Origin of the sequence: Salipaludibacillus sp. CF4.18, from assembly GCF_051262595.1 — a bacterium.
Taxonomy (GTDB): domain Bacteria; phylum Bacillota; class Bacilli; order Bacillales; family Salisediminibacteriaceae; genus Salipaludibacillus; species Salipaludibacillus neizhouensis.
On record NZ_JBIMEV010000008.1, the window covers coordinates 98535 to 124024 of the forward strand.

At 39.9% G+C, this 25490-nt stretch carries 21 protein-coding genes, 1 pseudogene and 2 riboswitches; of the genes and pseudogenes, 7 read left to right on the forward strand and 15 right to left on the reverse strand.

Features of this window, described 5'->3' with window-relative positions:
- Positions 1-195 precede the first annotated feature (195 nt).
- Positions 196-1071: an EamA family transporter gene (locus tag ACHABW_RS07830; RefSeq protein ID WP_435754803.1), complete on the reverse strand. Its 876-nt coding sequence runs from the start codon at positions 1069-1071 to the stop codon at positions 196-198.
- A 316-nt stretch (positions 1072-1387) separates the two neighbouring features.
- Between ACHABW_RS07830 and ACHABW_RS07835 the strand changes: the two genes are divergently transcribed.
- Entirely contained in the window at positions 1388-1930 is a 543-nt protein-coding gene (locus tag ACHABW_RS07835) for a YusW family protein (protein WP_435754804.1), read from the forward strand.
- 105 nt (positions 1931-2035) lie between these two features.
- On the opposite strand, the gene ACHABW_RS07840 is transcribed toward ACHABW_RS07835, so the two are convergent.
- The gene (locus ACHABW_RS07840; RefSeq protein WP_435754805.1) at positions 2036-2968 is read right to left on the reverse strand and encodes a manganese-dependent inorganic pyrophosphatase; all 933 of its coding nucleotides are present in this window, start codon (positions 2966-2968) and stop codon (positions 2036-2038) included.
- 391 nt (positions 2969-3359) lie between these two features.
- Positions 3360-3512: a hypothetical protein gene (locus ACHABW_RS07845; RefSeq protein ID WP_435754806.1), complete on the reverse strand. Its 153-nt coding sequence runs from the start codon at positions 3510-3512 to the stop codon at positions 3360-3362.
- Positions 3513-3748: 236 nt separating this feature from the next.
- Here ACHABW_RS07845 and ACHABW_RS07850 point away from each other — a divergent pair.
- Positions 3749-4040 (forward strand): annotated as a pseudogene (locus tag ACHABW_RS07850) (antibiotic biosynthesis monooxygenase family protein).
- Positions 4041-4158: 118 nt separating this feature from the next.
- Here the strand turns inward: ACHABW_RS07850 and ACHABW_RS07855 are convergent.
- Positions 4159-5622: a glycoside hydrolase family 1 protein gene (locus ACHABW_RS07855; RefSeq protein WP_435754807.1), complete on the reverse strand. Its 1464-nt coding sequence runs from the start codon at positions 5620-5622 to the stop codon at positions 4159-4161.
- Positions 5623-5802: 180 nt separating this feature from the next.
- On the reverse strand, positions 5803-6666 hold the full coding sequence (gene licT / locus ACHABW_RS07860; RefSeq protein ID WP_435754808.1) for a BglG family transcription antiterminator LicT: 864 nt from the start codon (positions 6664-6666) through the stop codon (positions 5803-5805).
- Between the two features lie 286 nt (positions 6667-6952).
- On the opposite strand from licT, the gene ACHABW_RS07865 reads away from it, so the two are divergent.
- Complete coding sequence (locus ACHABW_RS07865; RefSeq protein ID WP_435754809.1) at positions 6953-7807, forward strand: VOC family protein; 855 nt, start codon at positions 6953-6955, stop codon at positions 7805-7807.
- Between the two features lie 180 nt (positions 7808-7987).
- Here the strand turns inward: ACHABW_RS07865 and metH are convergent, their stop codons facing one another.
- From metH to ACHABW_RS07885, 4 genes are all read right to left on the reverse strand, one after another.
- On the reverse strand, positions 7988-11446 hold the full coding sequence (gene metH, locus ACHABW_RS07870) for a methionine synthase (RefSeq protein ID WP_435754810.1): 3459 nt from the start codon (positions 11444-11446) through the stop codon (positions 7988-7990).
- A gap of 63 nt (positions 11447-11509) precedes the next feature.
- Positions 11510-13366: a bifunctional homocysteine S-methyltransferase/methylenetetrahydrofolate reductase gene (locus tag ACHABW_RS07875; protein WP_435754811.1), complete on the reverse strand. Its 1857-nt coding sequence runs from the start codon at positions 13364-13366 to the stop codon at positions 11510-11512.
- A gap of 14 nt (positions 13367-13380) precedes the next feature.
- Positions 13381-14544, reverse strand: a complete 1164-nt coding sequence (metC, locus tag ACHABW_RS07880; RefSeq protein ID WP_435754812.1) for a cystathionine beta-lyase — start codon at positions 14542-14544, stop codon at positions 13381-13383.
- On the reverse strand, positions 14544-15665 hold the full coding sequence (locus ACHABW_RS07885) for a methionine biosynthesis PLP-dependent protein (protein ID WP_435754813.1): 1122 nt from the start codon (positions 15663-15665) through the stop codon (positions 14544-14546). The genes metC and ACHABW_RS07885 overlap by 1 nt, the downstream gene beginning before the upstream one ends.
- A 102-nt stretch (positions 15666-15767) precedes the next feature.
- A riboswitch (SAM riboswitch) is annotated at positions 15768-15883 on the reverse strand.
- 285 nt (positions 15884-16168) lie between these two features.
- A riboswitch (TPP riboswitch) is annotated at positions 16169-16282 on the forward strand.
- 113 nt (positions 16283-16395) lie between these two features.
- On the opposite strand from ACHABW_RS07885, the gene thiW reads away from it, so the two are divergent.
- Complete coding sequence (thiW, locus tag ACHABW_RS07890) at positions 16396-16869, forward strand: energy coupling factor transporter S component ThiW (RefSeq protein WP_435754814.1); 474 nt, start codon at positions 16396-16398, stop codon at positions 16867-16869.
- A 292-nt stretch (positions 16870-17161) separates the two neighbouring features.
- Here the strand turns inward: thiW and ACHABW_RS07895 are convergent, their stop codons facing one another.
- Positions 17162-17470 carry an AzlD domain-containing protein gene (locus ACHABW_RS07895; RefSeq protein WP_435754815.1) on the reverse strand — a complete coding sequence of 103 codons (309 nt, stop codon included), beginning with the start codon at positions 17468-17470 and terminating at the stop codon, positions 17162-17164.
- Positions 17460-18200, reverse strand: a complete 741-nt coding sequence (locus ACHABW_RS07900; RefSeq protein WP_435754816.1) for an AzlC family ABC transporter permease — start codon at positions 18198-18200, stop codon at positions 17460-17462. Before ACHABW_RS07900 ends, ACHABW_RS07895 begins: the two co-directional genes overlap by 11 nt.
- 110 nt (positions 18201-18310) lie before the next feature.
- Here ACHABW_RS07900 and ACHABW_RS07905 point away from each other — a divergent pair, with 110 nt between their 5' ends.
- On the forward strand, positions 18311-18862 hold the full coding sequence (locus ACHABW_RS07905; protein ID WP_435754817.1) for a helix-turn-helix domain-containing protein: 552 nt from the start codon (positions 18311-18313) through the stop codon (positions 18860-18862).
- Between the two features lie 113 nt (positions 18863-18975).
- Here ACHABW_RS07905 and ACHABW_RS07910 read toward each other — a convergent pair whose 3' ends face one another.
- Together ACHABW_RS07910 and hflX are read right to left on the reverse strand one after the other, a co-directional pair.
- The gene (locus ACHABW_RS07910) at positions 18976-20127 is read right to left on the reverse strand and encodes a glycerate kinase (protein WP_435754818.1); all 1152 of its coding nucleotides are present in this window, start codon (positions 20125-20127) and stop codon (positions 18976-18978) included.
- 25 nt (positions 20128-20152) lie between these two features.
- Entirely contained in the window at positions 20153-21418 is a 1266-nt protein-coding gene (gene hflX, locus ACHABW_RS07915) for a GTPase HflX (protein WP_435754819.1), read from the reverse strand.
- 375 nt (positions 21419-21793) lie between these two features.
- Here hflX and ACHABW_RS07920 point away from each other — a divergent pair, with 375 nt between their 5' ends.
- Positions 21794-22258 carry a DUF2188 domain-containing protein gene (locus ACHABW_RS07920; protein WP_435754820.1) on the forward strand — a complete coding sequence of 155 codons (465 nt, stop codon included), beginning with the start codon at positions 21794-21796 and terminating at the stop codon, positions 22256-22258.
- 253 nt (positions 22259-22511) lie between these two features.
- Here the strand turns inward: ACHABW_RS07920 and ACHABW_RS07925 are convergent, their stop codons facing one another.
- Positions 22512-23345 carry a 1,4-dihydroxy-6-naphthoate synthase gene (locus ACHABW_RS07925; RefSeq protein WP_435754821.1) on the reverse strand — a complete coding sequence of 278 codons (834 nt, stop codon included), beginning with the start codon at positions 23343-23345 and terminating at the stop codon, positions 22512-22514.
- On the reverse strand, positions 23346-24044 hold the full coding sequence (locus ACHABW_RS07930) for a futalosine hydrolase (protein WP_435754822.1): 699 nt from the start codon (positions 24042-24044) through the stop codon (positions 23346-23348).
- A 188-nt stretch (positions 24045-24232) separates the two neighbouring features.
- Between ACHABW_RS07930 and pgsB the strand changes: the two genes are divergently transcribed.
- Positions 24233-25474, forward strand: coding sequence for a poly-gamma-glutamate synthase PgsB (gene pgsB / locus ACHABW_RS07935; RefSeq protein ID WP_435754834.1), 1242 nt, complete (start codon positions 24233-24235; stop codon positions 25472-25474).
- The last annotated feature ends 16 nt before the right edge of the window (positions 25475-25490 follow it).

The window sequence follows — 25490 nt, forward strand, 5'->3', positions numbered from 1 at the left end:
CGTCTTTTATTAAATGCAGCGTCAGCTTCCACCGCCCCGAGTAGCACCTACGTAATTTCGTGTAGGTGCTACTCGAGAGGATGTGGGTTTCCCTTGATACGTGCGGTGTGAAGGTAGCTGCCAATTTTATAAATTCTTATCTATTAATAAAAGACAAGGTCCCCCTTTAAAATAAGGAGTGGATCTTGTTTTTTATTAAGATAGAGGGACACTTCTTTTTTTCGGTGTGTAAAATAAAATAGTAAGGCCTAAAAAAATAAAAAACACGCCTATCATCGCCGTTAGGGTAAGAACCTCCCCAACGACCAACACACCAAGCATCGCGGCAGTCAAAGGTTCTGCCAGAGATAACGTCACTGCAACAGAAGCACGGACACCCATCAGCCCTTTGACGAACAAAAGGTACGCAAGTGCAGTTGCTATGATACCTAAGTGAAGAACCACCATAGCACCGTTAAATTGCAGCACCCAGCTTACATCGAATACGAATAATAAAGGTGAGAGAAACAAAGCGGATAACGAAAATACTACCGCTACTGCCATTTCTGAAGGCAGTTTCAGGATAATTTGTTTATTTATCAACGTATAGCAAGAGAAAGCCACCCCCGCTCCAATTGCCATTAAAAATCCAAGAGGATCTAACTGGATATTCCCCTCGGTAGCAAACAGAAGGATACACCCTATAATTGATAAAACAGTCGCCAGCCGCCATTGTCTGTCCGGTCTTCGTTTATAAACGAGTAATTCTATTAGTCCAGTAAGTATTGGTGCACTCCCTATGGCTATGACTGTCCCTATAGCAACGCCGGTCACGGATACGGCTGAGAAAAATAATGGTTGATAGGCTGCCATAGCTACTGCCGCCATTAAAATAGCTTTAACAGGCCATTGAATGCTTTTGTCTCTTTTTTGAAAGATAACCAAAAGGAATAAAACAGAACCTCCCACAGCTAACCGCATCGTTCCAATTGCGATTGGATGAGCATTTTCTGGTGCGAAAAATTGCGCTGTACCTGTTGTTCCCCAGAGCATTGCTCCAAGTAGCACTAGAAAAAATGATCCCTTATTCACGCCTGTCACGTCCTTTTAACGATAAGATTAATTGTGTGCACCATTTTAATTATACTATCATGTTCTCCTTTCCGATAGATTGTTTCTGTACTTCGAGGTACTTTAATCCGCTTTAGGCGGACGCTTTCGCCTCTTCAATTCTTCTCAAAATATAGTTTATAAAAACAACAGTTAAATACTACGATAAAAGATAAATACAATCATTTTTTACCGACCTTTTGTTTTTTACATAAATGATTATCTCCCCCCCTTATTATGTTTATTTTTTTCGAATAGTGGGATATTAGAATATTGATATATTGAGAGGAAGATCATAATGGAGCGACTTTTATTTATAATGCTGTTTTTTGTATTACTTCTTACTGCATGTGGCAACGGTAATGAGGAACTTGATCCAAATGAAGAGAGTATGGATGTCAATTTTAATGAGAATATAAGCGCCGATCTTAACGACAATGAATTAGACCTCGTTGAAAATAATCAGACGAGTAACGAGGATCAGGATACACAAAACGGATCAAAGGAAAGTTCTTCATTTGATTATGGTGTGGATGACTTTGACTTAGGTTTGGAATTTCAAGATGGGGATGAATGGGATTACGATTATGATTATGAGGAGGACAAGGAAGCAGAAATTGAAAAAGAAAATGGTGAGAAGATAGAAATATCCGGCCCTGATGCCATTGAAGAAATTGAAATAATGCTTCAAGAAATACAAATCACTCCCCCCACATCTGAAGACGATGCTATTGCCGAGATTTTAAACCACTTAACGGTAAGTGAACAGGATTTATTAAGTTTTGATCTAGAAATTGATTTCAATGATGGAGAAGAGCTTGATGTTAGTCGAAGTTACTAAACTTAGGTTAGAAAAAGAAAGTGCCTTCAGATCGCATGGATCAAAGGCACTTTTTAAAATTATTATAAACTGTCTAATTACCAAAAGTCAGACATTCTGCTTACTTTATGCCAACGCACTTGTTAACTGTGGGACAATTTGTTTTTTACGTGATACAACACCTGGCAATGTAGCTTGATTATTATCTAGCTTAACATCAAATGCCTTTTCAACAGCTTGTTTTTCAGCACCAACAGCAAGAATAACAGAATCATTTTCTAAAATATCTGTCACTGCTAAAACGAATAAACCTAATCCTTTTTCTGCAATGGTGTTAGCCATCTCTTGTTCGACTTCTGCTTTACGACCTAACACATCTTCTGTGTCGACAACGTTTACTTGGGCAACTTCCACTTTATGAGATCCCATTGTAAATTCCTTCGCATCAATCGTTAGTAATTGCTTTACTGACTTTTCACTCATATCTGCGCCAGCCTTAAGCATTTCAAGCCCATATTCCTCTACATTCATCTCTGCGATAACAGCTAATTCTTTTGCCGCTTCAACATCTTCGTCTGTGCATGTTGGAGACTTAAATAATAATGAATCGGAAATGATTGCCGAAACCATGAGACCAGCCATTTCTTTCGTAACTTTTACACTATTTTCTTTATAAAGTTTGTTTAATATCGTTGCCGTACAACCTACGGGCTCTGCACGATAATATAACGGGGCTTCCGTTTCAAAATTAGCAATACGATGGTGGTCAATAACTTCTAAAACCTGAACCTGATCCAAATCCTTTGCGCTTTGCTGACGCTCGTTATGATCAACCAATATTACTTGATTCACTTCATTTGAAACACTCTCTACGAAACGAGGTGCTTTTATCTTGAAATGATCCAAAGCATATTGCGTTTCCCCATTTACTTCACCAAGTCTAACCGGTTCTATAGCCATTCCAAGCTTGGATTTCAAATCTGCATACACAATAGCGGAGCAGATAGTATCTGTATCCGGATTTTGATGTCCAAAAACTAACACATTTTCATTACTCATGCACAAGACACTCCTTCTTTAACTAACATTCATTAAGGGTAATTTTATCATGTTAAAGGTGTGTATGTCACTATATCCGACAAAAGTGATGCGAATTTTATTGAATTGCATGAATGTATTAAAAAAGGCTAATGGAGCTAGAGTGAATCTGGTGCCATTTACACGAGCCCCGGCAGGCTGAGTGTCGTTATAATCTTCTATAAAGACACTTAGGGCATCAAACGCTTCTGAATGTCACTATCCGCTTCCTTATAGTAACATTCAATCCGATGCCATCGGTGTGAGTGTCACTTATAGACTTCTGTCTTTCGTCGTAACAGTTTTTGAACACAAATACTGTAAACAAAAAGACTATTCCAGTTTTTGCTGCTGAAATAGCCCCCCTCTTCATCTATACACGACTTTCTTTTTTTGAGGCATACAATTCTTCTAATTCCGTTAACGTCAGTTTTTCTATTGCTCCTCTACTTATTCCTAATTGGTCCAACCTCTTTATTAAAAACTCTCTTTTTTTCTTAATAGCTTCTTGAATATATTTGGACATTCTTAACGCCTCCCATCCTCAGGTAACCATGTATATTCAACTTCCTTATGATCATTCATTACATCTATTTATCAATATATGTCGCTTCCTCAAGTTTTGCTTGGCTAAATACGATTGTTAGGAGGATTCAATTCGTCCTACAATACTCGGAAAACAAACACCGAAAATACTATTTGACAATGATTCCCATTATCAAATATGATGATGATATCTTATCTGTGAATGGAGTGTTCGGATTGTTTATTGAAACAAAGACGATTGAAGTGAAACAGGGTACTGCCGATAAAGTAGTCGATCGATTTAGTGGGGAAGGCATCATTGAACAATCAGAAGGATTTATAAGGAAACGATAAAGTGGTTGTTCTTATTCGATGGGAGTCTGAAGCTTCATGGAAACAGTGGGAAAAAAGCGAAGCACATATTAATATGCACCGTCAAAATCGTGGGAAACCGAAACCTGATCATATCGTCGATTCATCACACGATACGTATCATGTTCGCGGCGTTAAAACTGCGGCAGCAAATTAAACGATATTGGCCATTTAAATATAATCTCAATAAAACGCCCACCTTTTGAAAATGCAAAAGGTGGGCAGTTACTTGACTTAAATAATAACTTCAATAAAAGACGGCAATGCCGTTTTTCTTAGTCTAAATCTCTTCCGTTCGTTTCAATTACTTTTTGATACCAGTAAAAACTGTCTTTGCGGCTTCTGTCCAATGTTCCATTGCCATAGTCATCCTGATCAACATAGATAAATCCATAACGCTTGGACATTTCAGATGTAGAAAAACTGATTAAATCAATCGGTCCCCATGCCGTGTATCCCATTAGGTCCACACCATCTGCAACCGCTTCTCTCATTTCACGAATATGCTCACGTAAATATGCCATTCGGTACTCGTCATGAATACTGCCATCTTCCTCCACTTTGTCAAATGCACCCAATCCATTTTCAACGACAAACAAAGGTTTCTCGTAACGATCAGTGAACATATTTAATAATGTACGTAAGCCTTTCGGATCGATCTGCCAACCCCAGTCAGAAGCTTCAAGGTAAGGATTCTTCAAGCTACTCATTATATTTCCGGCTACTCGTTCTCCTTCCGTTTCTGGACGAGCAGAGACAGATGACATGTAGTAACTTAATGCCACGTAGTCCACAAGATTCTCCTGCAGAACTTTCTCATCCGACTCATCCTTCTCGATAACAATTCCATTATCATCAAAAAAGCGAGTCATGTAAGCAGGATAGTGTCCTCTTGCCATTACATCGGTGAAGAAGAACGTATTCCGTTGATCATTAAGTGCTTCTAGAACATCTTCTGGGTGTGTTGTGTTTGCATAGTTAAGCATCCCAATCACCATACAACCAATTTGACCATCCGGAATAGTTTCATGTAAAGCTTTAACAGCTTTTGCACTCGCAACAAACTGATGATGAGCTGACTGAAACTTAGCTTGTAAAATATCCTCATCCTTTACTTGATCACGTAAAAATGCCCCACCAATATATGGACTCATCATAATGGCATTAATTTCATTAAAGGTAATCCAGTATTTCACTTTATCTTTAAAACGAGTAAACACCGTTTGCGCATAGCGTTCAAAGAAATCAACTAGTTTTCGGTTTGTCCATCCTCCGTACTCCAAGGCTAAATGAACTGGTGTTTCATAGTGGGACAACGTGACAACTGGTTCAATTCCTTGTTTATGCAATTCATTAAATAAATCATCATAAAATTTGAGGCCTGCTTCATTCGGTTCCAAATCGTCTCCGTTTGGAAAAATTCTTCCCCAAGAAATAGATACACGTAGTGTCTTAAAACCCATTTCTTTAAATAGAGCTATATCTTCTTTATAGCGATTATAAAAATCAATGCCGTATCTTTTCGGATAATCTTTATCATTTTTATTCGCTAATGCCTCTTTTACTTCCTCAGTAGTAGGAAATGGCAGCTTCATTTTTTTACGATCCTCTGGACGAACGACTTTTACAACGTCACTAATATTTGGTCCTTTCCCATCCTTGTCGTACGAACCTTCTACTTGGTTAGCAGCGATTGCTCCACCCCACATAAAATTTTCTCTAAATCCTTTTATACTCATACTATCCCCAACCTTTCAAGTCAATTATATTAAGTATTTCTCCTACCAAATTTTTATTTGTTTGCTCTAAATATCTTATCTCCGAGATTTTAAAAAAACCTAAATCACGCCAATGAAAGAGCGCAGTAAAAGCTCCATTGGTTCGTAACTTAGGTTTTGCCTGATTTACAGTAACAATCCTTAGTTGGATGTTTTATTATTTAATTGATGTCTATTTGCCACGCGATGAACATGGAGTGTTAAATAGACCTTTTCATCCTTTGAAACTCGCCAATTATGTGCCTTTTCTATATACACCGCTATTTTTTCACTGCACTGAAATGCTTCCTTATACTTCCACTTCACCTGGTCATATAAAAAGTCATCTGGATTGTCTGCCTCTTGTCCCTCTTCTTTCATTAACCGAAAAGAGAAAAAACGTAGATGTGTCAGAAATCTTTCATAATTAATCGATCCCTCATCTAATTCCATGCCGAAATGGTATTTAACAATATTAAGAATATCATTAACCATTTCTGTTGCTAGAACCATCGATTCTAATCCCTCACCCGATATTTGACTGTTGAGAAGGTGGAGTGCAATGGATCCTGCTTCATCATTTTCCAGTCGATACCCCGTATCTTCTTCGATGATGTCTAAGGCATGTCGTGCAACTTCATACTCTTGCTTGTAAAATTTACGTATTTCCCATAATAAAGGATTTTTTAATTGCATCCCTTGCTTATGTCTCGTAATAGCAAAACTTAAGTGATCAGTTAAAGCAACATATAAAAAATCGTCTAATTTAGTCGAAAGCCGTGATTTTGCATAGGATATTATTTTGTCAGAGAGTTGCAAGTACTTTTCCGATACATCACTTAGTAGCTCAGCTAGCTTATCGGAGACATCATCGCTTTCAAGAACAAATGTTTTCTCTATTTTCGACGAGTCAACCAAGTCCCCCACTTTTTTCTGAAATGCTAACCCTTTACCCATGACTACTAATTCTTGATTATCATTTTCTGTTAACACGACGTTATTGTTTAAAACCTTTTTTATATCCATTTGCACTCCTCCTTTCTTATTAAGGCTTTCTGGAACATAAAAAAACCTAAATTCACTAAGAGATCCCACACTTGTGAGTTCCTCCAGAAACTTAGGTTTTGCCTGCCGAACAGTAACAATCCATATATATGAGAAATTTATTGTAAGCGATTAACTAATTACAATTTACCATTTCATATTTAGTCATGTCAAGTATTTATAAACACCCTAAGAATGTTTACTTGACTCCCCCACCATATATTATTTAAACTTACTTAAAGTAAGTAACCAAAAGGAGGAAATAGTAATGGGATTTCATCAGCCACCTTCAACTTTTGTTAACGAGATTCAATTAAAAGTAACTGATTTTGAACGTTCGTTAACTTTTTATCAAGACATGTTAGGATTTCGAATTTTAGATCAAACCGGTGAACTCGTTCGTTTAACAGTCGATGGGAAAAAAACACTAATAACATTAACAAGGCCGGACGATATCCTTCCAAAACAACCAAGAACCACCGGTTTATATCACTTTGCAATCTTGTTACCAGACCGGGTATCTCTGGGGGCTTTGTTGCAACATCTAGTTAGACAAAAATATCCACTTCAAGGCGCTTCAGATCATCTGGTGAGTGAGGCCGTATATTTAGCTGATCCGGATGGGAATGGGATTGAATTATACATTGACCGCCCATCATCTGAATGGACCTGGTCCAATGGTGAAGTAAAAATGACAACGGATCCTCTTGATGCTGAGAGCTTATTAGCAGAAGGAGCCAGTTTAATATGGAAGCAACTCCCGGCTGGAACAGTATTAGGTCATATCCATATGCATGTATCGGACTTTCGTGATATAGAAGATTTTTATTGCACAGGTTTAGGTTTTGAGGTAGTCACGAAGTTTGGTGATCAAGCGTTATTTATCTCTTCTGAAGGATATCATCATCACATCGGACTAAACACATGGGCAGGTGTGGGTGCATCAGCACCACCTGAAAACAGTGTTGGAATCACTTGGTTTGAAGTCGTATTCCCGAGCAGTGATGCAAGACATAAAGCAATCGAACGATTAGAAAAACTAGACTTTTCCATCGAGGAAAAAGATAATGAATTTTATACGAACGACCCTTCTAAGAATAAAATTAAGTTATCTGTTTTTTAGAAGAGGATGTTCAAAAAGGTGTTTTTTACCTTTTTGAACATCCTTTAGAAGTACATTACCACAAATAAAAGGTGTGTCCGTAAGCATTTAGCCTAACGAACACACCTTTTAAACACTGTGGTAGTTTTTCGTATATGTTTTTCTTGAAAAAATAGCAAAGAAAACTATGCCACTTTCCTATTACACACTAAAGTACCGTCCTTCTGGATGGGCAAATACCATCGCAGATACACTTGCTTCAGGTTCCATCATGAATTCGTCCGTTAACTCCACACCGATTTTGGATGGGTTAAGAAGTCTGAACAGCTTCGCCTGGTCTTCAAGGTTCGGGCAGGCAGGATACCCAAATGAGACACGAACGCCTTGATAACGTGCTGAAAAGCGCTCTTTCATCGTAAAGTCAGGTGAATCAGGGAATCCCCATTTGTCACGTATTAACTGATGAATTCTCTCAGCAAACGCTTCGGCCACTTCTAAGGCTACTGCCTGAATCATATGACTCTCTAAATAATCTCCTGCTTCCTTCGCTTGCTCAGCAAGGTTACGCACACCTTTCCCCGCCGTAACTGTCATGAAAGCAACATGATCCATTACACCGCTGTCTACCGTACGTAAAAAGTCGGCGAGACATAAATATGGCTCTTTTTGCTGGCGAGGAAAACTAAATCGCTCCAATACTTTTGTGTGATCTTCTGGATCATACACAATGACATCGTTCTTTCCATCCGATTGAGCTGGAAAAAATCGATACAATCCGTCTGCCGATAGAAAGCCTTCCTTACCCGCACGAGTGATTAAATCATTTGCCTTGTCTTGAAGATCGATTGTTTTTTGGTCATTTCGAGCAAGATTTTTTTTAATATTTCCTTGTATACCAAGATGCTGACCTAACAAAGTTTGCATGTTTATATACGGATGTAAATGTGATAACCGGTAATTTTTCAAAACATGGTAACTATAATCCTCCGGAATAAACAATGGTGCTTCCTTTGCCACTTTGGAGCGTGGTAATTCCAGTGTTGCTGTAGGAGACTTGTCTTTCGACGCATTCCCCTCTGCCTCACTAGCCGTTTTAATCGCTAGCTGTTTCTCCTGATGCGCGATGGTTAGTTGTTCACGATCTGCCGGCCTGGCAAGCTTGTTTGCTAGATCTAATCCATTCATAGCATCCTTCGCATACAAAACAAGCCCTTCATACCCTTTTGATATTTTATTTTCCGTGAATCGTCGCGTTAATGCTGCTCCACCAACTAATATAGGAATGGAAATACCTCTTTCACGTAAATCGTTTGCTGTTAAGACCATTTGCTGTGTCGACTTAACTAACAGTCCTGATAACCCAATTGCATCAGGGGTTTCTCGTTCGACCGCTTCAATCAGCTCATTGGAAGTCACTTTGATTCCTAGATTAACAATTTTAAAGCCATTATTTTTCAAAATAATCTCCACTAAGTTTTTACCAATATCATGGACATCGCCTTTAACCGTAGCTAAAAGATATTTCCCTTTTCCTCGATCATCTTCTTTTTTCTCCATAAATGGTTCTAAATGGGCTACAGCTGCCTTCATTGCTTCGGCACTTTGCAACACTTCAGCCACAATTAGTTCATTATTATTAAATAGCTTGCCTACTTCATCCATTCCAGCCATTAAAGGTCCATTAATAATAGATAAAGGGGCATCATACTTCTCGAGGGCTTCATCCAAGTCTTTGAATAAACCTTCTTTTGTTCCCTCTACGATATAGCTAGCGAGACGTTCCTCTAAACTCATCGTCGAAGCTTCAATTTTTACCGCAGGCTTTTTCTCCCGATAGAAAGCCGTGAAGGTAGCTAAAGTTTCATCTGTTGTTTCGTACAGAAGCTTATCCGCCAATTCTTTCTCTTCCTTCGAGATCGAGCCATACCGTTCTAGTTTTTCAGTATTTACAATTGCATAATCAAGTCCTGCTTTTGTACAGTGATACATATAGGCAGCATTTAGTACTTCACGACCTAATGGAGGTAAACCAAAAGACACGTTACTGACGCCCAGAATGGTTAAACACTCAGGCATAGCTTCTTTGATTAATCGTATCCCATCGATCGTTGCTTCTGCAGAACCAATATATTGCGCATCTCCAGTACCAACCGGGAAGACAAGAGGATCAAAAATGATGTCCTGTGGCGGAATCCCGTATTTATTTACTAACAAATCATAGGATCTTTTCGCAATTTCAAGCTTCCGCTCTGCCGAAACTCCCATCCCTATTTCATCAATCGTTCCGACAACAACTGCCGCTCCGAACCTTCTTATCAATGGAGCTACCGCTTCAAATCTCTCTTCGCCGTCTTCCAGATTAATCGAGTTTATAATTGCTTTTCCTTGTGAATACGTAAGTCCTTTTTCGATGACTACTTCATCCGTTGAATCAATCATGAGAGGAACCTTCACTTTATTGACAACAAACTCCAAGAATTTCTCCATGTCTTCCATTTCTTCGCGGTCAGGGTCAGCTACACAAACATCTATTACATGAGCCCCACGCTTCACTTGTGCTCTCGCTATTTCAGAAGCTTCCTCGAATTTTTCCTCTGCTATTAAACGTTTGAACTTTCGGGATCCGATAACATTTGTTCTTTCCCCAACGAGCAAAGGACGCATGGAATCATCATAAACAAGTGGTTCAATTCCTGAAACCATATGGGTTTGATCTACGCGAGGTTGACGAGGCTTATAGCCTGACAGCCTCTCTGTAATCACTCGGATATGTTCAGGCGTTGTGCCGCAGCAACCACCTACAATATTTAACCATCCCTTTTCAGCAAAGCCTTCCAGTTTGGTCGCTAATGACTGAGGAGATTCATGGTAATGTCCCTCTTCATCAGGTAACCCGGCATTTGGATAACAATGCACATATGTCGAGGACAGGTCTGATAACGAACGTAAATGGTCCTGCATAAACTCAGGTCCAGTAGCACAATTTAAGCCAACTACAGTCGGCTTCATGTGTTCTAAAGAAATATAAAATGCTTCTATATTTTGGCCAGCAAGCGTCGTTCCCATTGGCTCGATCGTTCCAGAAATAATCAGCGGTACCTCTATGTCTCTTTCCGCCTTCACTTCCTCGATCGCCACATAGGCTGCTTTTACATTTCTCATGTCCTGGCTTGTCTCTAAAAGAAGGATATCCACACCGCCATCAAGTAACCCTTCTACCTGCTCACGGTATGATTCCGTTAATTGCTCGAAGGTTGCTCCTCCCGTAACCGAGAGAGATTTGGTGGTTGGTCCCATTGCTCCAGCTACAAACCGTGGCTTTTCCTCACTGGAAATAGCTCTTGCCTCTGTAACTGCTAATTCTGCAGACTTCTTATTTACTTCATAGGCGATATGTTGCAAATCATAATCTGCCAACACTATGTTTGTCGCACCAAACGTATTCGTTTCAATAATGTCTGAACCCGCTTCTAAATACGCACGATAAATATCCGTGATAACATGAGGAGCAGTAATATTTAAATACTCATTACACCCTTCATACTCTTCTCCACCAAAATCATCTGCATCCAGATTTGCATCCTGCAGCATCGTTCCCATGGCTCCATCAAGGACTAATATTCGTTTTTCTAATGCATTTTCAAATGTCGACTTTCCCATGTTGATCGTCCTTTCCTGCCCTCTATTTTAGAGGATATTCACAAGCCAAAATGCTTCATTGTATTATTTTGCAGTTATATCGAAACTTTTATTTGCTTTCATAATATTTTTAGTCAATTCGACCGTCATTTCATAGCGTAAAAAAGGAGTAATTAAGTAAATACTCGGAAAATATTCTACCGCTGCATCAACTAAGCTTTGGGCAATGGCTAGTCCCTCTCGCTGACTGGCTTCCCGATCTCCTCCATGCTTCGCCATACTGTCCCTGACTCCTTGCGTTAACTTGATGCCTGGAACTTCATGATGCAAAAATTCTGCATTCCGACTGCTCACTAAAGGCATAATTCCCACGTAAATTGGTACAGGAAGATGCTTCGTCGCTTCGTAAATATCCTTGAATTGCTCTTCACTGTAAACTGGCTGACTCATAAAGTAGTCTGCCCCGGCTTCGATTTTTTTCTCGAGACGAGTTACTTCTCTGTCTAAACGACGAGCGTTTGCATTAAAGGCTGCAGCAACAGTAAACGATGTTTTTTCGCCTAAGTCTTTTCCAGAAAACGATAGCCCTTCGTTCAACTGCTTCATCATCCGCATCAGATCCATCGAAGCCATATCGTAAACCGAAGACGCTCCAGGGAAGTCGCCAACCTTTGCTGGATCTCCCGTTATCGCAAGGACATCTTGAATTCCCAACGTGTGTAATCCAAGCAAGTGAGATTGCAAGCCGATCATATTACGATCACGACAAGCTACATGCAACAACGGGCGCGCTCCTGAATGCTGTTTCATCAATGAACCTAATGCCAGATTATCAATTCTGGCCGAGGCCAAGGAGTTATCGGCAAGGGTTACCGCGTCTGCCCCAGCATCTTTTATCGCTGCCGCTCCTTCAAGAAATTTCGCCGTTGCGGAAAGAGCTTTCGGCGGGTCTAACTCTACAACAACTGACCGTCGTTTCAGGGGCATTTCCGGGATTCTTTCCAACACTCTATTAGAAGCTACTTTAATGACTTCTTTTCTTTTTGGCTCTTTTACTCGATGCGATTTGTCTTTAACAGGTTGTAAATGAAGATTATTTATTGCACCTCGAATTGCCTGGACATGCTCTGGAGTTGTCCCGCAACAACCACCGATAAGATGGACGCCTTCTTTTACTAACGGCTCTGTCATGTCAGCAAAATAGGAAGGATTGGATTGGTAGAAAAACTTACCGTCCCTAACATTCGGCAAACTTGCATTTGGATACACACATAGAACAGAATCAGTTAAGAGAGGCACTTCTTCTAATGAACGTAACATATGGTATGGCCCCATTCGACAATTTAAGCCGACAACTTCTACGCCTTCCGCTTCCAATAATAGCAGAGCATCTGCGAGCGGAGTCCCACCTTGTAAGACACCAATATCTCCTAACGTCACTTGAGCAATGATAGGTTTATTTGTATTTTTTCGCACGTACTTCACGATCTCCAGCAATTCTTGAAAATCATAAAATGTTTCTAATATAAAGCCATCCACATCCGTTTTCAATAGAATATCAACTTGTTGCTTTAAGCTCTGATTTATTTCGTCAGGTTCGTACTCTGTTAAATGAACGCTCCCAATACCACCAATCGTAGCAAAGACAAATGTTTCCTCTTTCGCTTCTTTTCGAGCTAAGGTTACCGCGGCCACGTTAATCTCTTCTACTCGATGGTCCAATTGGTATCTTCGTAACTTCAACGAATTAGCGGCATACGTATTTGTTTGAATCAAATCAGATCCTGCCTCAACGTAGAGACGGTGGACATGTCTGACCTTTTCAGGTGCACTAATGTTCAACTCTTCAAAGCAACCGTCCGCTCCATGTTGATAGAGCAACGTTCCCATTGCACCATCACCTACAAGAATATTATTCTTTATTTTTTCTAGGAATTCCATGTCACCATCTCCTCTCATAGCGTTTGATTAAAGGCTTGATCAAAGTCTTTTATTAAATCTTCTGATTTTTCCAATCCGACAGAAAGACGGAGCAAGCCATCTGAGATTCCTCGTTTTTCTCTTTCATGCGCTGGCATCGCGGCATGGGACATAAGAGCAGGATAAGAAAGAATAGATTCGACTGCACCGAGACTTACTGCAAAAACAGGTATCTCAATCGCATCAACAACCTTTTTTACTGCTTCTCTATCCACTAATTCAAACGAAAGAACGGCACCGGGACTATCAGATTGAGCCTGGTGAAGATCAAAGCCAGGGTGATCTTTCAAACCGGGATAATACACATGTTTCACTGCTGGATGAGTCGTCAACCATTGCGCAATCTCTGCCGCTGTTTTTGTCGAAGCCTCCATTCTCGTGTGCATCGTTTTCATTCCACGAAGAATCAACCAGCAATCCTGAGGTCCTAAAACTGCGCCAAAGCTGTTTTGTAAAAAGCCTAGTTTTTCTGCTAAAGCGGAATCTTTCACTACTGCTAAACCTGCAATAACGTCACTGTGTCCGCCAATAAATTTCGTAGCGCTATGAACAACTACATCCACACCAAGATCTAACGGACGCTGTAAAACCGGCGTCATAAACGTATTATCTAAAACTGTTAAACTACCACTTTCCTTGGCAAGATCAACAATCGCTTTGATTGGTGTAATTTTCATCGTTGGATTTGATGGTGTCTCAATGTAGATCATTTTTGTATTCGGTTGAATTGCTTGTTTTACTTCCTCAACCTTTGTCATGTCTACAAATGTATGCTCAATACCTAGTTTTGTAAGTACTTCTGTCGTAAACCGGAATGTCCCGCCATAAACATCTTCCGTGATGACCAGATGGTCGCCCGAAGACAGCATCATAAACGTCGTGGAGATCGCCGCCATTCCTGAGGCAAAAGCAAATCCAGCTGTTCCATTTTCCAATTGAGCAATGGTATCCTCCAAAGCCTCTCTAGTCGGATTCCCCGATCTTGCATAATCGTATTTACCGAACGAGTCCAGTCCCTCTTGATGGAATGTCGATGCATGCTGAATCGGCACACTGACAGCACCGTTTGTAGGGTCTGTTTTATGTTTATGATGTAAAATTCGTGTTTGCAGACTATATTCTAAAGAATCATTTTTCATTATTTCTCCCCCTGACTAGCTGTAACTGCTTGAAAAGCTTGCTCTAAATCAGCAATTAAATCTCGAGCTGATTCAACACCTACTGAGAATCTTAAAAGTCGATTGCAAACTCCGAGCTTGGTGCGAAGTTCTTCCGGCACATCCGCATGTGTTTGTGTCGCCGGATAAGTCATTAAGCTTTCAACCCCACCCAAGCTTTCTGCAAAGGTAATCAAAGATAAGTTTTGCAGGAATGGGTTCACATAAGATTCATCTTGAATCCGAAAAGACAGCATGCCCCCGCGCCCTGGGTAGATAACATCATCCACTAGTGGGTGCTCGTGTAAAAATTCAGTGATCTCTTTTGCATTTTGCTCATGTTTATCCATACGAAGAGCCAATGTTTTCATGCCTCTGATTACGAGCCAGGAATCTAAAGGTGACAGAATCGGACCAATGCTATTAAAGTAATAGAAAAGATCTTCACACAGTTTTTCTCCTTTTCCTACGATCAAGCCGGCAATCACATCATTATGACCTGATAGGTATTTTGAAGCACTGTGAATAACTATGTCCGCACCTTCTTCAATAGGGCGCTGGATGAGCGGAGTATAAAATGTATTATCTACAATGAGCAGAAGGTTAAATTCCTTTGCAAGTTTATTAAACGCTGCTAAGTCCGCTTCTTGCATAAGCGGGTTTGTCGGCGTTTCAATGTATAAAGCTTTCGTTTTATCTGTTATTTTAGAACGGAACTCCTCGACGTGTCTTGCATCACCATATTGAAAGCTCAGCCCCCAGCGACGCCAGCTTCCTTCAAACAGTCGGTACGTTCCCCCGTATAAATCACTTGATGCTATAATTTCATCTCCACTTTCAAATAGGGAGAGAACAATTTGAATTGCTGACATTCCTGAGGAACAGGCAAAACCCCTGTCTCCACCTTCTAATTTGGCAATTGCCTCTTCTAAAATATGTCTAGTTGGGTTGCCAGTCCTAGAATAATCATATCCTGTCGACTGTCCAATGCCTTCATGGCGGTATGCTGTTGAGAAATAAATAGGCGCGCTAACTGCACCTGTTGTTGTTTCACTTCTGTTTCCGATCTGAACGAGCGCTGTTTCAATTTCTTTACGGTCCATGGACACCGATACCTCCTCTAAACTAATACTTACTGCAATCAAAAAAACCTTCTTCTTATTTTTAAATAAGAAGAAGGTTTTGGATGTATATGTAAGGTCTTCTTCTTATCTTTGCAAGCACCTTGGCTTGCAGGAATTAGCACCTGACCACGGACAATTACTCGCAGCTGGTTGCTGAGACTTCAAAGGGCCTTTCCCTCCATCTCTCACAATAAGAATGTATCTGAATATTTAATTTTTATTAGGTCATTGAATCTATTCTATAGCATACGGGAAAAGAATGCAATATTTTTTTCTGGTCCAGAAGATAGACAATCTTAACTTCCGGTAGAACTTTGATCTCTTTTACTTTCAGATAATTTAACAATGATCGTTTGTTTAAAAATAAATGGTTGTTGTTAGTTGTTATATTAAAGGACTCCATGAAGGTCTAAAATGATGACATTCGTTAACACAGACGGTTGACATCAGCTTAAGGTTTGTTACAATCAAGGGAAATTAATACATACTACTAGGGGTGCCCATAAGGTGGGCTGAGAGAAAGGTGAATCAAACCTTTTAACTCTTTTGAACCTGACCTGGTTTAAACCAGCGGAGGAAAGTAGTGATAAATGAGATCGTATCTTTATCAACTTCGTGACCAAGGCCAGGTCCTTTCATTAAATGGAGGGGACTTGGCTTTTTTTATGTCTTTATTCATTTTTATATTTTATAAGGGGGAAATAACACAATGAATCGCACACACAAATTAACATTAATGGCGATGCTCATCGCTATTGGAATCGTAGGGGCCGCATTTATTTGGTTTCCGGCAGGTGTAGCTAGAGCTTATCCTATCCAACATGCAGTCAATGTAATTGCTGCCGTTTTACTGGGTCCCGGACCAGCCATAGTCATTGCATTCGCTATTGGTTTAATACGTAATATGCTTGGTCTCGGAACTCTTCTTGCTTTTCCAGGTGGGATGGCCGGTGCTTTATTAGCTGGTCTCGCCTATCGTTGGACAAAGAAAAAGTCGATGGCTGCTGTTGGCGAAATTATTGGAACGGGAATAATCGGTTCTCTTCTGGCTGTTCCTATTGCCCAACTATTCCTTGGTCAAGCTGCAGGTGTTTTCTTTTTTATTCCCGGATTCTTGATTAGTAGTATCGCCGGTGCAGCTCTAGCTTTATTAGTGTTAAGTAGAATAAGAAAAACGGCATAGCCGTCTTTTATTAAATACAGCGTCAGCTTCCACCGCCATCTTAGTATCAAGGGTGGGTTTCCCTTGATGCTAAGATGGCGGTGGAAGCTGCAAATTTTATAAATTCTCTAAAAAAAAGATCCTTTGAAGTGAGAGAAACCTTCGCTTCGGCCGGCTGTGTAGCACCTACTGTTTATACGTAGGATGCTACACGGTTTGTAATTTAAAATCAGTCTGTGCGAATATCTGGACCCGAAGTGGCGCATTTATGATTGCTAAATTACTCATAACCAATCCAGCATCTTTCAGCCATTTAAAAAAAGATCATATCTGTTATCCAAACCCCTGCTATGCCGCCCATCACTATAAGGACGAGGTTAAAGCGAAAGAACGCAAGTACAATGGATGTTGATGCCCCGATGATGGCTGAAGGTACATTCTCTACCGAATACAATATCCCCGGAAAAATAAGACTGGCCAGTACTGCATATGGTACAAATTCCAAAAATCGCTTCACAGGAGAAGCTAGTTTCATATTTTTCAGAAAAACCATTGGAAGCATCCTTGGTAAATACGTCACTAAGCCCATTGCGAGAACTAGAAGAATCATCTCACTCATCATCTTCACCTTCCTCTTTCGGGAATAACCAAACTCCGATAGTAGCTGTTAGGATCGTTGTAATGATGATCATCCAGCCAGTGGAAAACTCTATTGGAATGACCCAGTACAACACCGCATTAATCACAATCGCTATTCCTACTATAACTACGATCGGATTTGATTCTTTTAAACTAGGCACCAGTAATCCTATGAACATCGCATAAAGAGCGATGCCCATACTATTTTGAATCGATGCCGGAAGACCCATAGCTAAAAAAACACCAGCCCAAGTCCCAACATTCCAAGCTAAAAAAGCAATAAGATTTATTCCTATAACAAAGGAAGGTTGGAGCACTCGTTCCCGTTGCGACGACGAAACACTAAATGTCTCATCGGTTACCCCAAAAGAGAGCAATGCTAATTCTTTATTGGATGTCCACTTTGGCAAACGCTGTGATAATGAAGCCGTCATCAAAAAGTGACGAAGGTTCAAAATAAACGTCGTAATAATGATTTCCCAGTATGCAACCCCTGCGATAATTAGGTTAATACCAATGAATTGACTTGCCCCTGCAAAAATAACGAGAGACATGAGTAAAATCACGGCCTCTGGAATAAAAAAAGATTTCGCTAATAGTCCGAACGCGATAGCAATTGGAATATAACCTATTGCAACAGGAATACCTGCTTTTAATCCTTCCTTGAATGGACTGCTACTGACGATGTTTTCTTCTGCTAATGCGTTGGACATTCACTCACCTCATATGTATAATTTACTTTAATATACAATACATTCGGATGTTATACAATATAAAATACTTTTATACGTTATAACATACTATTACCCTTGGAGGTGTCCCTATGGATCCTGTAAATCAGCAGATTGCTTGGAAATTAAAACAATTACGCCGGTCGAAGGGTTTCAGCCTAGAGAAGACTGCAGAAGTAACGGGTGTGAGTAAAGCAATGTTGGGACAAATTGAACGAGGTGCTTCAAATCCTACTGTTTCTATCTTATGGAAAATTGCTAATGGCTTAAAAGTCTCCTTTTCTTCCTTTGTGGAAGAAGAAGAACCTTCTGTTTCCATTGTTCACTTATCTAATGTAAAACCTATTATTGAATCCAATGGTTCATATCAGGTTTTTCCTATCTTTCCTTTTAAACAAGATAAGCAATTTGAAATATATACGGTAACACTAGCTGAAAATTGTATGCAGGAGTCCGAAGCACATCAAAGAGGTGTGGAGGAGTATATTACTGTTTTAGAGGGCGAATTGACATTAGATATTAATACGAATGTCTATACAGTAGGGGAAGGTGATTCCATACGTTTTCATGCGGACAAGCCCCATGTATACATGAATAAAACTGCACAAATCCTTCGTTTTCACAATTTAATCTATTACGCTTAGGTTGAGAATGGCATTAATCTTCACTAATGCTATTTTTACAGATTGGTTTTTTAATTAGAATAGCGCGGTACTCGAATCTGCTTCCACGACTATTTGAAGATAAAAAAATAACCTCAATCTAGGCTATCTTTCCCATCCATTTTCTTCATTAACCTAGCTACGTTTTCCGAGATCTGACGAACGTGTTCTTTTGCTTTCGCCGGTAATTCCTCCATCAATAAAACTTCGGAGAGAGAACTAAACACAACGTCTATTCCTGCTTCATATACAGCTTCGTACCCTTCACCAATACTTCCACAAATTGCAATCACAGGAACGCCATGCTTTTTCGCAACTTCCGCTACGCAAATCGGGGTTTTCCCAAAAACCGTTTGAGAATTGATCCCGCCTTCACCTGTAATAACAAAGTCAGCACCTTGAACATGCTTCTCTAAGCCAATTGCTTCAGCGATGATCTTACCACCCTGCTCAAGTGTTGCTGGCAAAAAAGCAAGAAATGCTGCTCCAAGTCCTCCCGCAGCTCCAGCACCAGGGATGTGTTCTACGTCCTTGCCTAACTGTTGCTTCATGACTGCAGCAAAGTGAATTAATGCAGTATCTAATTTTTCAACGTCTTCCGGTGTTGCACCTTTCTGAGGGCCGTAAATAGCCGAAGCACCACTTTTTCCTGTTAACGGGTTACTAACATCACAGGCAACTAAAATAGAAACCTCAGACAGTCGTGGATCTAGGTTACTTACATCCAATGAATCTAATTCCTTTAACGCTAGTCCCCCCGGTCTTAATCCCTTGCCAGCCTTATCTTTCAAACGAACACCAAGCTCTTGAAGCATACCAGCGCCACCATCATTCGTCGCACTGCCACCAACCCCAATAATAAACTTCTTCACCCCTAAATCCAGTGCAGCAGATATTAATTCTCCAACACCTTTTGTGGTCGTTATTTTGGGATCTTTCAAGTTTTGAGGAACAAGATGGATACCTGACGAGGAGGCCATCTCTATTACTGCTGTTTTCTTATCCCCTGACAATCCAAACAAGGCCTCGACTGTATCTCCAAGCGGCCCAGTCACCTTTTTTTGAATGATCTGTCCTCCTGTAGCATCAACAAGAGATTGAACTGTTCCCTCTCCCCCATCAGCCATCGGACACATAATAAACGCTGCATCCGGAAAGATTTTCTTGAACCCCTGCTTCATTGACTGAGCGACTTCATATGCGGTTAAACTTTCTTTGTATGAATCTGGTGCAAAGACAATTTTCATGGAGAAAACCCACCTTATTCAGTAATTATTCATTTACTACAATATATTTACTATATTTATCGGCATCCGCTTTTTTACATGTTATTGTCAATTTTGTGCCTTCTTCTACATGTTCGGTGGTCAAAATATGTGCATGTTCATTAAAATACGAAACCAGTTGTCCCTCGTTATAAGGAATAAGGAACTCCTCTGTTACATAGTCCGCAAACACATTTTTTTCAATAAGAGAGATTAATTCATCGATACCATTTCTGTTTTTGGCAGATAAATAAACTTCCTGACCTTTAACAAAAGGGACATCAAGCTGGGCCAATTCAGATTTATTATAAACATAAACCATTGGTATATCGGAAACGCCCATATTCTTGAGGGTCTTCTCGGTTACTTTAATCTGCTCTTCATAGTCTTCATTCGACCTGTCGATCACATGTAGAAGCAAGTCTGCTTCAGCTACTTCCTCAAGTGTGGAACGGAATGCCTTCACTAGGTGATGCGGCAGTTTATCAACAAAACCTACCGTATCTGTGAGAAGAAACTCTTTATTATCTGGTAATTGCAGGTGACGCACCGCTGTTTCCAGCGTTGCAAATAACATGTCTTTTTCGAAAACTTCTTTTCCTTCGCTTTGTCCATAACTCTCTAAGAGTGCATTCATTAGTGTTGACTTCCCGGCATTTGTATAACCCACAAGCGATACTGTTGGAATCTCACTCTTTTTCCTTTGCTTTCGTTGAGTTTGGCGTTGACTCACAAGAACTTCTAATTCTTTATTCAATACATTAATATTATTCTCAATTCTCCGTTTATCTAATTCTAACTTTGTTTCCCCTGCTCCTTTTGTTTTCGTACCTACTCCTCCACTTTGTCTTCCAAGCGATTTCCCTAATCCGACAAGCCGTGGAAGCATATATTGAAGGCTTGCAATCTCTACCTGTAATTGTGATTCCCTTGTTTTTGCTCTCACAGCAAAAATATCCAGTATGAGCATCGTTCGGTCAATTACCTTGCATTCTAATGTGGCTTCTAAATTACGAATTTGCGAAGGTGACAATTCATCATTAAAAATGACAACATTCGCTTCCTTTAATTCTACAAGCGCCTTAATTTCTTCTGTTTTTCCCGTACCAATATAATGAGAAGCAGTTGGGCGAGGTAGATTTTGCGTCAATTCTCCTGAGACCGCAACCCCGCACGCCTCCGTTAAATTTGCCAGCTCTTCCATCGAGGTCTGAAACTTAGCTTCTTTATTTATATTAACTCCTACTAGAATTGCTTTTTCTATTGCTTCCATAGTTAATCACTCCTAAATGTTTCTATAAGAAAAACGCTATGCGTCTTTTATTAAATACAGTGTTATCTTTCGCCACTATCATTTAAGTATCAAGGGTGGGTTTCCTAATACGTGTGGCGTAAAGATAGCTGTCATTTTATACTTTCTTATCTATAAAAAAACACAGACCCTAATAAGCCTGTGCGATAAGTTTCGGTATAAAGCCGTTAATGGCTTAAGGTTTATTTTACCACACAAAAGAGAAAGCTTCTAAAACGACCCTTCCAGTATCTGGGAGGCTAAATCTTTTTATACGTGAAATCTCATTATTTCTGGTTTAAGTATAATGAATTTGCGGTAATGAGTGGATAAGTACAAACGTGGAGGTGCTTTGAAATGCCATGGGATACAAATGATTATCCAAGTTCGTGGAAAAACCTTGAAACAACTATTCGCAAAAAGGCGATCGAAATAGGTAATGCAATGCTTGATGAAGGTTATAAGGAAGGGCAAGCTATTCCAATTGCCACGGAACAGGCGAAAGAATGGTATGCAAACGCAAGCGAAAAAGAGAAAAATCAAATCCTAAATGAGCAAGATAAAGAATTAAAAAAACGCGATAGCTCTGATACTCAGTCAGACAGCAGACCAGAACTTCTTGAAAAAGGAGAACATGTTTTCAAGCGAGAAGATGATTGGGTAGTTCAATCCGAAGATGCTAAGCAAGCTTCAGGAGTTTTTGATAAAAAAGAGGATGCCATAAAGCGTGGAAGAGAAATAGCAAAGAACAAAGAAACTCACCTTGTCATTTACAATGCCGATGGATCTGTTCAAGAAAAACAATCGTATGATGAAAAATAAGAAAAACGGCATAGCCGTCCTTTATTAAATACAGCGTCAGCTTCCGCCGCCCCGAGTAGCAATGTTTTTCTGCGACGAGTAACCGCAGGAGCACCTACCTCTTTTTCCGACTTCTAAACTCTCTTATCCTCGCCTATTCTCTCGTTTTCTACCTGCTACTTTTGTAGGTGCTACAACGGTAGCACCTACCTCTTTTTTTGACTTCTAATCTCTCTAATCCCAAATCGTTATTGTTTTTTATTCCTTTTTTGTTCTATTCTTTCAGTTTACTCATCTCAAACGCTGGAACAAAACCTTCTTTTGCTGCTCTTCCTAACAAAGATTCGATTGCAGCATAACCATCATTACCTAATTCTCTTGTGAATGAATTTACATACAAATCAATATGAGACTTTGCTACATCTCTAGACATCTCCTGGGAGTGTTCCATCACATATGCTTCAGATGCCTCGGGATTTTCCCACGCATAATCCACAGAAGCTTGAATCCATGATGCAATGGCATGTTGATCCAACGATCTTTTAGCGATTATCGCTCCTAAAGGAATCGGGAGCCCGGTATCTTCTTCCCACCATGAGCCTAAGTCTTTCACCATACTTAATCCAAACTCTTGATAAGTGAACCTCGCCTCATGTATCACTAGTCCAGCATCTATCTTCCCGTCCCGAACAGCAGGCATAATTTCTTCAAAAGGCATCACAATTATCTTACCGACACCTTCCGGGATTTGTTGTAATGCCCATAATCGAAATAACAAGTATGCAGTTGACTTCTCACTTGGCACAGCTACTGTTTTTCCAGCAAGCTCTTCGGGTTTAGTTAGCTTATTCTTCGTCAATACCAAAGGTCCACATCCTCTGCCAAGAGCTCCGCCACAAGGAATCAATCTATATTCATCCAACACCCAAGGGAGCGCAGCATAGGATATTTTCATTAACTCAGGCCCGGTGTTCTCAGCAGACCAGTTATTCGTCTTATCAATATCTGCATAAGTAACGTCGATGCTCGGAGCACCGTCGACTAACCCATGCACTAACGCATGAAAAACAAATGTATCATTCGGACAAGATGAAAATGCCATCTTCATTTATAAAACCTCCTTTAATATGGAACTTACTACTTTAAGAGACTCGAGCGCATCTTTTATTCTCCAAGCCTCCCGATCACGTGGGCCAATAAGATTGGAAATCGAACGTATTTCCATGCATGGAACTCCTTTTAGTTCAGCTGCCGTGGCTACGCCAAAACCTTCCATCGCTTCCGCTCCGGCTTCTGGAAAACGTTGTTGTAATTCCTCCAATGATTTAGTTGTCCCTGTCACTGTTGATAATGTAAGAATGGTTTTTGTATGTACTGAAATCAAAGAGTCTATTTGGATAGCCGCATTCACTTTATCTACTAGATCGGGGGTAACCGTATAGACTGACTTCCCAAATCCTAACTCTTCAATAGGTTTAAATCCATTCTCAGATTCTGCTCCAAGATCAGCAGCAACCATCTTTAACGCTATCACAACATCGCCTATATTAGCACTTTCAGGAAACCCGCCAGCGATGCCCATGTTAATGACGAGGCTAAAGTCTGAGTTTGCCAGCATGGTGGCTGTGTTTGCGGCAGCAGACATTGGTCCTACACCTGCTAATGCAAGAGTGAATCGTTCATTGTTTAATCCAAGGCCTTCTCTTATAGCGTTTTGTTCTGCCTCTACCGAAGTCATAATTAATATTTTCGAGTTTATTTTGTTGTTTCCAGTATTTTTCAACATTTTATTTGACATGACCGACATCTTGTCCTCCCTAGCTTCGAATATATAACTTGTTTCATCTAGTTTAACAATGTAACAAGTTTATTACCAAAACAAGCTTATTTCTTGTATTATAGAGTAATAAGAACATGAATAAGGTTTTGTAATGAACTCATTATCTATCATATTACAATTTATTAGTTGTAGGAGGTCATCATGTGAATGAATTTATTTATTTACTCTTCTTTTCCGCTATAGTTTTATATATCGGAATAAGAGAACGTCAAAAGATTGACAGAAACATTCAAAAAATCCCGACAAGAATTCTAGTCAATGGTATTAGAGGAAAATCCACTGTTACTAGATTAATAATGGGCATTATAAAAGAAGACGAGCAACGGGTTGCTGGAAAAACAACAGGAACTTCTCCTCGCCTTTTTTATTGGGACCAAGAGGAAGAAGAACCAATCACACGCAGTTTACAAGGACCAAATATTTCTGAGCAAAAACTCATCATGAACCGAGTTTGTCGAAAAGGTGTGGATGCACTTGTAACAGAATGTATGGCTGTTAATCCGGAATATCAAGATGTATTTCAAGAACGGTTTGTTAAAGCGAACATCACCATTATAACCAACATAATGGAAGATCACCTCGATGTAATGGGACCCACGGAACAGCAAATCGCAGAAGCATTTGCCAAAACAATTCCTACTTATGGTCATCTCGTCATCCCCCCTACCAAATATCAGCGTTTTCTAACGAAAATTGCAAAAAGAAGAGGAACAAAGGTAGTCTTGGCGGATATTTCAAGAGTCGATGATGAGTATGTAAACAGCTTTCCCTTTATGATGTTTCCGCAAAACATCGCATTAGGATTAGCGGTTGCAGATATTTTGAATATTGACGAAGAGGTTGCACTTAAAGGTATGTTACACGCACCTGTTGACCCCGGTGCGATGCGGATTCACAGCTTTGGCAAGGAAACAGCTCCGAGCTTTTTCTTTAATGGCTTTGCCGCAAATGATGCTACATCAACGATTAACATTTGGAATCGAATTAAAGAAAGCGAGTATCCTTGCGATAACAAAGTAGTCATTATGAACTGTCGTGATGATCGTGTGGAAAGAACGATTCAATTTGCGGAAGAAGTTTTGCCATTACTACACATGGATACACTCGTTTTAATGGGTAGAGCAGTAGGACCAATCGTTGATGCCGTGGAAGATGGCACGATACCCGTTAGGCAATTAATTAATTTAGAGAAACATACTACAGAGCAAGTGATGGAAGAGATTAAACTACTTCCAAGTAAGAGTATTATCTATGGTATTGGAAACATTCATGGCGGTGGCCAGGAATTAGCAAATGAGATTGAGAAGTTAAATTTACTAACCTATGAAAACAAAGAGCAATCTCCTAAAGTTCCATCCATGAAACCTAAGCGTCAAGTAGCTCAATCAACTAATTAATTTAATTATGAAATTT